Origin of the sequence: Brevibacillus sp. SIMBA_040, assembly GCF_046535075.1 — a bacterium.
Classification (GTDB): Bacteria; Bacillota; Bacilli; order Brevibacillales; family Brevibacillaceae; genus Brevibacillus.
Window position 1 is genome coordinate 46,612 of record NZ_JAWRXI010000004.1, and the last position, 12,238, is coordinate 58,849.

The 12,238-nt window shown below is 47.9% G+C and carries 12 protein-coding genes; 2 read left to right on the forward strand and 10 right to left on the reverse strand.

Annotated elements, in window-relative coordinates:
• Window positions 1-37: 37 nt before the first annotated feature.
• The 4 genes from SB752_RS08120 to SB752_RS08135 form a co-directional block, all read right to left on the reverse strand.
• Window positions 38-919 carry a cation diffusion facilitator family transporter gene (locus SB752_RS08120; RefSeq protein WP_410715183.1) on the reverse strand — a complete coding sequence of 294 codons (882 nt, stop codon included), beginning with the start codon at window positions 917-919 and terminating at the stop codon, window positions 38-40.
• 84 nt (window positions 920-1,003) lie between these two features.
• Entirely contained in the window at window positions 1,004-1,927 is a 924-nt protein-coding gene (gene secF / locus SB752_RS08125) for a protein translocase subunit SecF (RefSeq protein ID WP_410715184.1), read from the reverse strand.
• A complete protein-coding gene (gene secD / locus SB752_RS08130; protein WP_410715185.1) occupies window positions 1,917-3,155 on the reverse strand; it encodes a protein translocase subunit SecD in 1,239 nt (412 codons plus the stop codon). The genes secF and secD overlap by 11 nt, the downstream gene beginning before the upstream one ends.
• A gap of 199 nt (window positions 3,156-3,354) precedes the next feature.
• A complete protein-coding gene (locus SB752_RS08135; RefSeq protein WP_410715186.1) occupies window positions 3,355-3,591 on the reverse strand; it encodes a post-transcriptional regulator in 237 nt (78 codons plus the stop codon).
• An 86-nt stretch (window positions 3,592-3,677) separates the two neighbouring features.
• On the opposite strand from SB752_RS08135, the gene spoVB reads away from it, so the two are divergent.
• The gene (gene spoVB, locus SB752_RS08140; RefSeq protein ID WP_410715187.1) at window positions 3,678-5,264 is read left to right on the forward strand and encodes a stage V sporulation protein B; all 1,587 of its coding nucleotides are present in this window, start codon (window positions 3,678-3,680) and stop codon (window positions 5,262-5,264) included.
• 2 nt (window positions 5,265-5,266) lie between these two features.
• Here spoVB and SB752_RS08145 read toward each other — a convergent pair whose 3' ends face one another.
• Window positions 5,267-5,980, reverse strand: coding sequence for a DUF421 domain-containing protein (locus SB752_RS08145; RefSeq protein ID WP_410715188.1), 714 nt, complete (start codon window positions 5,978-5,980; stop codon window positions 5,267-5,269).
• Window positions 5,981-6,050: 70 nt separating this feature from the next.
• Window positions 6,051-7,028 (reverse strand): magnesium/cobalt transporter CorA, encoded by a 978-nt coding sequence (gene corA / locus SB752_RS08150; RefSeq protein ID WP_410715189.1) that lies wholly within the window; start codon window positions 7,026-7,028, stop codon window positions 6,051-6,053.
• A 134-nt stretch (window positions 7,029-7,162) separates the two neighbouring features.
• Here corA and SB752_RS08155 point away from each other — a divergent pair, with 134 nt between their 5' ends.
• The gene (locus tag SB752_RS08155; RefSeq protein WP_212964796.1) at window positions 7,163-7,564 is read left to right on the forward strand and encodes a TIGR04086 family membrane protein; all 402 of its coding nucleotides are present in this window, start codon (window positions 7,163-7,165) and stop codon (window positions 7,562-7,564) included.
• Window positions 7,565-7,615: 51 nt separating this feature from the next.
• Here the strand turns inward: SB752_RS08155 and yajC are convergent, their stop codons facing one another.
• The 4 genes from yajC to SB752_RS08175 form a co-directional block, all read right to left on the reverse strand.
• Complete coding sequence (gene yajC / locus SB752_RS08160; RefSeq protein ID WP_410715190.1) at window positions 7,616-7,939, reverse strand: preprotein translocase subunit YajC; 324 nt, start codon at window positions 7,937-7,939, stop codon at window positions 7,616-7,618.
• Window positions 7,940-7,954: 15 nt separating this feature from the next.
• Window positions 7,955-9,085, reverse strand: a complete 1,131-nt coding sequence (tgt, locus tag SB752_RS08165) for a tRNA guanosine(34) transglycosylase Tgt (protein WP_410715191.1) — start codon at window positions 9,083-9,085, stop codon at window positions 7,955-7,957.
• Window positions 9,086-9,209: 124 nt separating this feature from the next.
• Window positions 9,210-10,238 (reverse strand): tRNA preQ1(34) S-adenosylmethionine ribosyltransferase-isomerase QueA, encoded by a 1,029-nt coding sequence (gene queA, locus SB752_RS08170; RefSeq protein ID WP_410715192.1) that lies wholly within the window; start codon window positions 10,236-10,238, stop codon window positions 9,210-9,212.
• Window positions 10,239-10,279: 41 nt separating this feature from the next.
• A complete protein-coding gene (locus SB752_RS08175) occupies window positions 10,280-12,226 on the reverse strand; it encodes a SpoIID/LytB domain-containing protein (RefSeq protein WP_410715193.1) in 1,947 nt (648 codons plus the stop codon).
• Window positions 12,227-12,238 lie beyond the last annotated feature (12 nt).

Consider the following 12,238-nt stretch of genomic DNA (forward strand, 5'->3'; position numbering starts at 1 on the left):
ATACAGCTTTAATCAATTGCCTTTCTCTTAGCCACATTCAGGGATTGATGTGGACAAAAACATCACGTACTTCAGGAAATTTTTCCATCAGCTCATGCTTTACTTGCTTCCCAATCCTATGACCTTCTTCTACTGTAATTTGCGGATCCACACCTATTTTCACATCAACGATCTGGTAGTGACCATGTTCACGGGCACGCAAAGAATCAATGCGCATAACCCCAGAAACTTCTAGTATTGCTTGGCGCAGCTCTTTCGTATCAGCTTCATGCAAAACGTGGTCAAGTGTACTGTGGATTGATTCCATCAAAATGCTGTACGCCATTTTCAAGACGAGCAAGGTGACAAAAATACCAGCGGCCGGGTCTAAATAAAGCATCCACGGAATACCGAACCATCCACCTGCTATCGCTCCGCCAATCCCTACCAGTGCGGCAAAGGATGAGAAGACGTCTGAGCGATGCTCCAGTGCGTTTGCCATCAATGATTGACTCTTGAGCTCTTTACCTAATTTGTATTTGTATCGATACATCCACTCTTTTACGATCATGGAGCCGATTGCTGCCCAAACTGCAAGAAACCCTGGTGCTTCCAAAGGAACGAAAAGAGATTTGATTGAGGAGACACCCATCTCAAATCCAACGACAGCAAGTAGAACGGACACGATAATTGCAGAAACAGACTCCGCTTTGCCATGACCATATGGATGATCTTGATCTGGCGGACGCTCTGCAGCACGTAATCCGATCAAGACAGCGACGGACCCAATCACATCAGATGCCGAGTGAATAGAATCCGCAATCAACGCTTGAGATTTGGCTATCACACCAATCAGTAGCTTTACCCCTGCCAGCGCTATGTTTCCGATAATCCCTACCCACGCAGCAAACTGTGCTTTGGCCAGACGCTCATCCACCATATGTCGTCCCTCCCGAATGGAATCACCCTCATGAGAGTAGAAAACCGCGGAGAGTTACCCCCGCGGTCTTTATCTTTTGTCCAATTACGCTTCTTTTTCTTTTTTCTTTTTCAACATATTCCGCTCTTTTAAGTTTACCCAAATTTGTGCGGCAATAAAGATGGAGGAATACGTACCACTCACCAAACCAAACAACAGCGCCATAGAGAAGTTGCGAATGCTCTCACTACCGAGTACAGCCAGAGCCAGTGCTGTGAAAAATACAGTAGCTACAGTGTAGATAGAGCGACGCATGGTTTGCCAGAGAGAAACGTTTACCAGATGCTCAAGCTCTGGAATCGTTTTGGACTTCATTGTTCTTAGGTTTTCCCGAATCCGGTCAAAAATTACGATCTTATCGTTAATGGAGTAACCCAAAATCGTGAGGATCGCTGCAATAAAGGTAATATCTACTTCCAGTCCTAATACCGAGAAAAGAGCGATCGGGATAAAGACGTCATGCAGAAGTCCCGCCACACACGCAATACCGAAAAGCCACTGGAAACGAATGGCAATGTAAATTACGATACCAACCGCGGCAATCGCAACGGCAATTGCCGCTTTTTTCACCATTTCACGGGCAATCGTCGGGTCAACAGATGATACCTGCTTAGTCACCTGATCTCCAAACTTTTGCTTCAGTGCCGTTTCCAGCTTCATCATTGTATCTGATGGAATCGTTTGGTCAAAACGAGTATATGCTTGGTTTTGGCCATATGGTGTTAGTTTTGTAAACACAACATCAGGAATTTGTTCTTTAATCACCGCTTCAACATCTGCGGTGTTAAATTCTTTTCCCACAAAGATGTCCAGACGTGTCCCTGCTTTGAAGTCTACACCCAAGTGAAGACCTTGGAACAGCATAAACAATAAGCCGAGAATAATGATCGCAGAAGAGCCGATAAAATACTTCCGGCGATTCTTTACGATGTCAAATCTTACGACTGTGTTCTCTTGATTAAAGCTCACCGATCTCACTCTCCTTTACTCCGAACCAAAACGGCTTTTTAAACATGTTGGCACGGACCACCAGCCACAGGAGGAAGCGAGACCCGAACACGTTGGTAATGATACTGACAATAATCGTCATAGCGAGTACGACCGCAAAGCCTTGAACAGAGCTTGTCCCAAAGAAGAACAGCACGCCTGTTGCAATCAGCGTCGTAACGTGGGCATCAATAATCGTAATCAGGGAACGACGTTCACCGGAACGGAATGCAGACAGAACCGTTTTACCGGAACGCAGCTCTTCTTGAATGCGCTCGTACGTAATGATGTTAGCGTCAACCGCAATACCGACAGCCAAGATAAACCCGGCAATCCCTGGCAATGTAAGTGTCGCATCCATCCAGTCCAGTACAACCATACAGAAATAAGTAAATCCAGCCAAAGTGATGTTAGCAATCATACCTGGCATACGGTACACAACCAGCATGAACACGAAAATCAATGCAGCACCGATATATCCGGCATAAATGGTTTTTTGCAATGCCAATGCACCAAGTGAAGCTCCAACAGATGTTACCTGTTTCTCAATCAGCTTCGCAGGCATCGCCCCTGAATTCAACAGGTCAACCAGCTCTTGTGCAGATTCTTGTGTGTAGTTACCCGTAATTTGCGCGCTGCCACCTGTGATTACGCTTTGAATGGTAGGGTTGGTTTGCATATTTTCATCCAAAAAGATGGACATATGCTTTCCTAGGTTTGCGCGTGTAACGTCTTCCAATTTTTTCGGATCTGAAATTTTCAAGGTAACCAATGGACGTTTCAGATCATCATATCCAACAGCTGCCCCTCCGGGAGCCAAGTCGCTTCCCTGTAAAAGAATTTTGCCAGCTTCGTCACGGAACGTAAGCAAAGCAGGTTTACCGATCAATTCACGAAGCTTATCCTGATCGGCCGATTGTGAGGCGATTTGTACACGAATCCGGTTTGGAAGCTCTGTAGCGATTACAGGCTCTACCACACCACCAATGTTAATCCGCTTCTCAATCATGTGTGCAGTTGACTTCAAAAGCTCAATATCGACATTGTGCCCAGCCTCAAGAGGCTCTACCTCGTAAAGAATCTCAAACCCGCCCTGCAGGTCCAGACCGAGTGTGATGTTCTTTGCCACCTGTGTGATCGTAGTTGACACGAGTGTGCCCAAAAGTCCTACAACGACCAGGAACAGGAGGAATCTTCCCCATTTTATCATAGCAGTAATACCCCTCTTTCCTTACAGGGTCCCGTCCTAGACGAGAAACCAATATGCCCATTATAGCGAAGTATGAAAAAACGTGTCAATTATTGCTGGAAAGACGTACCATGGTAACCCACTCCTTGTCTACGCTGCGTAACAATCGTATACGAATGGGCAAAAAGAAAGTTTCACTATGAAATCTCTTTATCTTTGTTTATGAGTTTTTGTACATCTGAATCATCAAATAGTTCATGTACTTATTGGGCTTCAGGGAGAGGATGTCGTTTACAAGGCGGTGCATGGGAGGAATCTCTTTATAGCCGCTCGCGACACATTCCCACACCTCTTCGGCAGTCACATTTTCGTAGCCAAGTATCGCAAATTCCTCCGCTTTGCTCTGGCAAAGACTAGCTACTTGCCCATACCATTCCTGCTTTTGCGCTTGATCCATTCTGTTTCCCCCTCAAAGTAGTCATGCCGACAGCGGCACGTCCATATTCTTTACTGAGTGAATTTATTGTTGCAAAGGAGCCTTCCATGAGACAGTCATTCTTTTACGGAACGGTCATCCTCATCATTGCTGGTGGCATTACGAAGGTGTTTGGTTTTGCTCACAGGATCGTTCTTTCGCGCATCATCGGTGCGGAAGGAATGGGGCTTTACCAGATGGTTGTACCCCTTTTGTACTTTCTGATTACTGTGACAACGTTTGGCCTCCCAGTAGCCATCGCCAAACAAGTGGCAGAAACAGAAGCGGCAAACAATCCTCGCCTTACCCGTAAGTTCCTGGTACTCGCTTTATCCATAGCCAGTGGGATCAGCTTGTTCATCTGCACCGTACTGTTTGTCTTTTCGCACTGGATCGCTGGAGCACTATTTGCTGACGAGCGCGCCCATATCGTCATGCTCGCAGCTATCCCGATCATACCTATCGCGAGTATTTCCTTGGTGCTGCGCGGGTACTTCCAAGGAAAACAGAACATGGTGCCCACTGCTGTGTCTCAGCTATTGGAACAAGTAGTCAGAATGGCTTTGGTCGTCATAATGACCATCACCTTTCTCTCTTCCGGGATCGAGTATGCCACAGCCGGAGCTGTCGCCAGCATTATTTTTGGGGAAGCAGCAGGACTTTTGTACATCCTGTGGCAATACCGAAAGGGCAGTAAAAAAACAGCCGCCCAAATTTTTGAAAAACCGTTATTTTTAGCAGTGTCCAGAAGCAAGGCGAGCATTGCCCAATTGATTCACGTCGCGCTCCCTGTGACGCTAAGCCGTGTCATCGGCTCCATCGCCTACGTTCTGGAGCCGATGCTGGTGCCGCTCGCCCTTGTTATCGCCGGTTATACGACTGCTGCCGCTACCGGTCTCTACGGTCAATTTGCCGGGATGGCTGTCCCTTTGCTGCTGTTTCCGACGTTCCTTACCTATTCCTTGTCCGTTTCACTGGTTCCTGCCGTCGCAGAAGCCGCGTATCAAAACAATGCTCCTCTCGTGCATCGACGCATTTATCAAGCAATGCGGATTACACTCGTAATAGGAGCACCGTGCACAGTCTTGCTTACCATTTTTGCAGAGCCGCTATGTGCTCTTCTATACGGGGAGCAGTACGCCGAGGTAGGTATACTGTTAAAAGAGCTTGCTCCGTTCTCCGTCTTTCTGTTTTTCCAGGCTCCCCTCGCCGCAGCCCTGCAAGGACTTGACTTTGCTCAGGTGGTATTTCGCAACACCCTCATTAGCGCGATCGTCAAAACAGCAGCCATGTTTTTGTTTACCGCCCATCCATCATTCGGGATTCACGGCGCAGTGATTGCGATGAACATCGGGATTACTTTGGGAACACTGCTGCATTTTGCCAGCCTTATTAAAAAAATCGGCTTTACGATCGATCTGTGGGAGTTCGGAAAAATCGGAGCCGCTATGCTGGCTATGGGCTACTCCGGCTCGTACATTGCCAATCACTGGTTCATCGAAGCTTCAATAGGCCGTCTGCTCTTCATCAGCACGATGGCGAGCCTACTTCTATACCTCGTTCTGTTAATCGCCATGCGTGTTCTCGGAAAGCAAGATGTACGGCGCATTCCGTGGATCGGGGAGCAATTGGCCATATTTTTCCCACGCCGCTGACATTATTGCAGCGGCTTGTCTTTTTTGTCCAAAAACATAATCCCCCGTTCATCAATCGAGCAAAACGAAATCTCACGTATATCCTTGATCCCGTATTTGCGAATCTCTCGTTTTAACCAAAGCTGATTTTGTCCTATTTTATTGAGCGCCTCTTCTCGTACCTTGCCATCCAGAATGAGCGGAATCGGAAGTCCTTTGTAAAAAACAGAACTGACAGGCTTGCTATCTGCGATCCCCATGTCTTCACGCGTTACGGTGTCTTTCTGCTCCTTTAAAAACACACTCATCTGTCCAGTAGGCTCCATAACCGCAAATTCGACATCCGCAATGTTCTTTACATCCTTTTGCCGCAAGTGCACCATGAGGTCATCCATATTCAACCGGTTCCGCCGCATTGCATGCTCTCTGATTTCGCCGTTTTCAATAATCAAGTCCGCCGATCCTGCCACGACGTCGCGGAACTTCTTGCTTTTCAAGGCAAAATATGCCAGACCAATTTCCAACAAACCGATCAGCAGCATGGGTATGTAATAAAGAATGGCCGGCTTGTCAACATCCTCAATTGCCATGGCGGCCATCTCTGCAAGCATAATCGAGATCACAACATCAAAAACAGATAACTTCCCCAACTCGCGCTTCCCCATCAATCGCATAATGATCAGGAGAAAAAAATACGAGAACAGGGTGCGTAGCAACGCTGTTGAAAGTTCTTCCACTTCACGACGCCCCCCTAAAGAACATTTACTACTAGTCTTTAGCAAAGGGGCGTCCAACTATTAGCGCCAATTACAGCCACTTTCGCTTGCGGAAAATCTTGAGCATCGCAAAAGTCATACCGAGCATGATGACGAGTGCCACTACCAGCATATAGGGCTCTGCTTCTTCACCTAACCAGGCAAAGGTATTCATTCCAAACAAGCCAGTGATAAACGTCAAAGGCAGGATAATCGTCGAAATGATGGTGAGTACACGCATCGTCTCAGTTGTCTTCGCACTAATAATGGTGTAGTACGTATCCAGTGTACCGTTTACCAGATCGCGGAAGGTTTCTGTTGAATCGGAAATTCTCTCCAAGTGGTCTGTCAAGTCACCGTAGAACGGAACGTTTTCCTCGGAAATGTCGAACGAATAGCGGCCGTTGACGTTGGCGAAAATTCGTTTTTGCGGCATAATGACGCGACGAATCAAAATAATAGTTCGCTTCAGCGCGAGGAATTCTTCTGTAATTTCCTCCATCTGGTGCTCATATATCTCGTCCTCGAGCTCGTCAATCCGGACACTAATACGGTCAATGATTGGGAAGTATTCATCGGTAATCCCGTCGACAATGGCATACAGCAGGTAATCAGGACCGCGATTTAAATAAGAACTATTACGATGGCACATAGCTGCGATCCGTCCGATTGTATTCATTGGGGATTTATGAATCGTGACGATATAATTCGGGCCGAGAAACACGTTCAGTTCTACTGTGGTAATCTCATCGTCACTCTCCTCGTTGTAACGCAGGGCGTGAAAGACGAAGAAATAATAGTCGTCGTACTTATCGACTTTGGCTCGCGGGCTGACGTGCAGACAGTCCTCAATTGCCAGTTGGTGAAAGTCGAAGATCTTGGCTATATAAGGAAGCTCATTGTTGCCCACATCATACAGATCTATCCAGAGAAGATCCTCCGGCGATTTCAGCCATTGATCCTTTGTTGCAAGATCAACATCATGAAACATCTTCTGTTCTGAGTGGTTGTAAAAGTAGGTTTTGATCATCTTTCCTCACCCCCGTCTTGTTCCTCATCCATCATACGAAAATTCCCCTTAATGTTCAACGCGAAGATGAATACGTCTGCCAAGCCTCTCATATAGATGGTACAAACACTTGAGCAGTGAGGGGGGTAACAAACGTGCGGAGTGCATCCACCTCTGTATTGACAGGACTATTGTATACGCTTGGCCTCATCTTGATTGGAGCATTGCTGGCTACCATACTGCTGAGCTTTACCAGCATGAGAGAAGGCTCTCTACCTTACTTTACTTACGTCATCAACGCCATAGGTCTTTTGACAGGAGGCTTTGTTACGGGACGGCGATGCGGCGGCAAAGGCTGGTATTACGGAGGACTCACCGGACTCTCCTATTTTATTCTTGTCATATTAATCGGTTTCCTCGGCTTTGATGCCCCGATGCAATGGAATACCTTTCTCTATTTGCTTGCAGCCTTTGCAATTGCTGGTATTGGGGGAATCCTGGGGGTGAACTCTGCCAACTCCAGTCACAAACCAAAGGGCATTAAACCACGGCGGTAATGAGCTGTGGCAAAAAAAAGCAGGCGGGAGATTCCCACCTGCTTTCCTGTATTATTTGGATTCTTCTTTTGCTTCTTCGATTTTTGCAGGCTCGCTTTTTGTTGCTGGTTCGCTGCTTGCGGAAACCACGCCGTTGATAGCGCCGCGATCAAAGGTTACATTCACATTGTGAGCGATACGAAGTGTTACACTATCGTCTGTCAGCTCTTGAATGATACCGTGCATGCCGCCGATTGTAACGATTTTGTCGCCCTTTTTGATAGCAGCGAGCATGGCGTTACGTTGTTTTGCTTTTTTCTGTTGCGGACGAATCAGCAAGAAGTAGAAAATCGCAAACATGATGATAATCGGTAAAAAATTTGTCAAGCCATCCATGAAAATCCCCCTCGATTAAAAAGATCTATCTTCACCCAATCCATATTGAGCGAAAAACTGGTCTCGGAAATCTTGCAAGCGGTCTTCGGCAATTGCCTGACGCACCTGTTCCATCAGCTTTACCAGGAAGTACAAATTGTGGTAGGTAGTGAGACGGATGCCAAAGGTTTCCTCCGACTTGACCAGATGTCGGATGTAAGCACGTGTGTAGTTCTTGCAGGTGTAGCAGTCGCAATTCGGGTCAAGCGGAGTAAAATCACGAGCGTATTTGGCATTGCGAATAACCAATCTGCCCTGGCTTGTCATGCATGTCCCGTTTCGCGCAATGCGCGTCGGCAGTACGCAGTCAAACATATCGATTCCCCGAATGGCCCCATCAAGCAGTGCATCTGGAGAACCTACCCCCATCAAATAACGAGGCTTGTTCGTTGGAAGCAGTGGTACGGTATGCTCCAGCACCTCATACATCAATGAAAATGGTTCTCCTACGCTGAGTCCGCCAATGGCGTAACCAGGGAAATCCATAGAAACAAGATCACGGGCACTTTGCGCACGCAAATCGTTAAACATACCACCTTGGACGATACCGAACAAAGCTTGCTCATCAGGGCGTGAATGCGCCTTCAAGCAACGCTCAGCCCAGCGCGTCGTCCGCTCCATAGATTGCTTCACATAATCGTATTCAGCTGGATACGGAGCACACTCATCAAACGCCATAAAGATATCCGCACCTAGTGCATTTTGAATCTGTGTAGCCTCTTCCGGACCAATGAACAGCTTTTCTCCGTTAAGGTGAGAACGGAAAGAAACGCCTTCCTCCGTGATCTTGCGCAGGTTACTCAAGCTAAATACTTGAAATCCGCCAGAGTCAGTCAGAATGGCACGGTCCCAATTCATAAATCCGTGCAAACCGCCCGCTTCTCTGACAATTTCATGCCCAGGACGAAGAAACAGATGATACGTGTTGCTGAGAATAATGCCCGCTCCGATTGCTTTCAGTTCCTCTGGACTCATCGTTTTCACCGTTGCCTGTGTGCCTACTGGCATAAAGACAGGGGTGTCAATGGTCCCGTGAGGAGTATGTAGTTTACCGAGACGTGCACCTGTTTGCTTGCATGTTTTGATTAATTCGTAGCGTACAGCCAAATCATTGCACTCCCCAAGCTATGTATGTAAGTCTTTCCTATTATAGAAAAACTTCCGGGTGAAGTAAACCCACCTGACTCATAAGGATGCACTTATACAGGTGGGTGCTCACATTTTTTAATATTTAAAGAATGAGCATCGCGTCTCCGAAGCTAAAGAAGCGATATTCTTCCTGCACTGCCGTTTTGTAGGCAGTCATGACATGATCTTTGCCAGCCAGTGCACTTACCAGCATTACAAGAGTGGACTTCGGCAAGTGAAAATTCGTCAAAAGCCCGTCAAGGATGGAAAAGGTATACCCCGGATAAATGAAAATGTCGGTCCAGCCAGATGTCGCGACGAGCTTTCCTCCATGGGCACGCCCGACTGTCTCCAATGTCCGGCACGAAGTAGTTCCAACCGCGATGACCCGTCTTCCCTCTGCTTTTGCCCGGTTCACCAGTTCGGCTGTTTCTTCGGGAATCTCGTAATACTCTGCATGCATCACATGCTCCTCAACAGAGTCTGCTGCTACCGGGCGAAAAGTCCCCAGACCGACATGCAGTGTCACGTACGCGAGCTGAATTCCTTTGGCAGCGATTTTCTCCAAATACGGCTTCGTGAAATGAAGACCTGCTGTCGGTGCGGCCGCCGAGCCTCTCTCCCGTGCATACACCGTTTGGTACCGCTCGCTGTCCTCCAGCTGTGCGTGAATATACGGGGGCAATGGCATCGAGCCTAACTGATCAAGAATTTCATAAAAAATTCCCTCGTACAGAAAACGAACAATCCGTCCCCCCGTTTCTGTTACCTCTTCACACACGCAGCGTAATAGCCCATTTCCAAAAACAACTTCCGTACCTGGCTTCATACGCTTTCCTGGCTTTACCAAGGTCTCCCAGCGATCGTCCCCGAGAGATTTAAGCAGGAGTATTTCAATTTTCGCCCCTGTCTCAGCCTTTTCCCCAATCAATCTGGCCGGTAATACGCGACTGTCATTCATGACAAGTACATCGCCAGGCTTTAGATGATCGATCAGATCGGTAAAGCGCTGATGCTTGATATCTCCAGTCTGCTTTTGCAAAACAAGCAATCTGGATGAAGTCCGATCTTCTAGAGGTTGCTGGGCAATCAGATGCTCCGGCAGTTCAAAATCAAATTGTTGCACGTCCACGAATCGTTACTCCCTTTATGTCAGATCATGTGGCAATGGACTTATTTCTCGATTGTCACATCCTGGTAATAGTGTTGCAAGATCTGCCTATAGTCATACCCATTCTCCGCCATTGCACGAGCTCCATATTGCGATACACCCAGACCATGTCCATATCCTGTACCGCGGAACAAAAACAGTGGGCCTGTTTGATTGCTGTTTTGGACGACCTCTACATCGAACTTCGTGCTACGAAGCGGAGTGCTCCCCTGCTGGAATATCGAACGGAATGTATCCGGCGATGGTGCAGCAATCGGTTTTCCATTTGCCTCCATCGCGATCACTCGTCCAGAAGGTCCTCGGGCTGTAACCTTCAGGCTTGTGACACTCCCAGGAATACGCGGAGCCTTGTATTTATCCTGACTCGCATTAAGCATTGCCGTAATTTCTGCGACGGTATAAGGACCTCGCGTCCAAGAATAGGCATTTTCCTCTGCTTCTTCCGAGAGGATCGCAACCTCAGCGCCATTTGGCAATGTGGACAACACACGGTGAAGCGTGGTGCTCGGTCCTGAGCGCAAATTTGTATTCGCTGTTGTAATGACAGCTGTGCGTTGGCCTTTGCCATTTGCAGCACCGGTCACTGATACTAGATCATTTCGTACGTAACCGGTTGAACCATCCGACAACTCCACGCGATACCACACGTTTGCTCTTTCCATTGGGTATGTATCATCGCTCGTCACAGGACGCAAATAAGGAACCGGATTCCCCCAGACCTCTGTGCCATCAGCCGTCATACCGCCTGCGTTTGAGTAAAACAGAGACTCGGCTGGCTTGCCCTGGTAGTAAATAACTTCATTTTTGGTTTCGTCAACAGCCTCACGAACAGCCTCGGATTCTTTGGCGAAGCCGTAATAGGCCTGTTCGATGACCGTATCCGATACATTCGCGACCCCGTATTTATTGCCTTGCCATACTGCACGTGTTCTGGACAATACCGCTTGTGTTTTCAATGCTTCGAGTGGCCAGTCTGGAGCCATCTCGGAGCCTACAACACCATACAAATACTCCTCCATCGGCAATTCATTGACTAGCGTCAGGTGACCGTTGTATTCTGACAGCTCCATCTCACCTCGATAAGTGCGTTGATCCCGCTCCACTACACCGATCATGGATTCTGAGCCTGCTTTGTTTTCAACCGTCAGCTTGGCTTGTGGGGAAAATACGTACTTCCAGATCGTTTCATCTGGAGAGCCGTATACATCCTGCTTCAGCACAACATACGACTGACTGGAAGGTACATGATAGGTGAGGCCAGGCACAGCGCCACTTGCTTTGGCTGCCAATGCTGATGCTGCATCATAGCTGATCTCATCACCAATCCATACGGCGTAGTTAACTTTTCCGTCATCTGCGAGCAGCACAGGATAGGCTGGAATTCCTTTTTGTTCAAAAGCTGCCTGCCATTTCTGCGCTTCATTCAAGCTCTTGAACTGCCCTGCTTCCATACGGAACGGACCTTTTACTAGCGGATTTTGACCGATCGCTTGGGCTACGGTCTTTGCCTGAGTAGCCGCCGCCTGATAGTTGTCATACGAGCCGCTGACTACTTGATAGACGATCTGTCCGTTGCGGCTCGCAACCTGAATCGAGCCCTCGTATTTGCGCTGACTCATTTGCTGCGCTACCTGTTGCGCACGATTCCAGTCATTCGTTTCCGCGACGACCAAATGATATTCGTCAACCCGATAGCGGGCTGCGTCTCCTTTTAAATCAGGTAACGCTGTCTTGCCTCCCGGGCCAGCCAGTGTCACTTCCATTCCTTTTTCAGTGGTTAACGTAATCGAAGGGACTACGCCTCTGTATCCTTGTCCTGTATCCACAAAGAGCGCAACCCGGATGTTGTCACCAGCTGCATTTGCCGGTACTTGTCCCCCCACAAGAGCAGCAGTGATCAGGCCCACCGAAAGGACAGTTCCCATCCATTTCTTCTTCATGTCGTCCATCGTCCTTCCTTT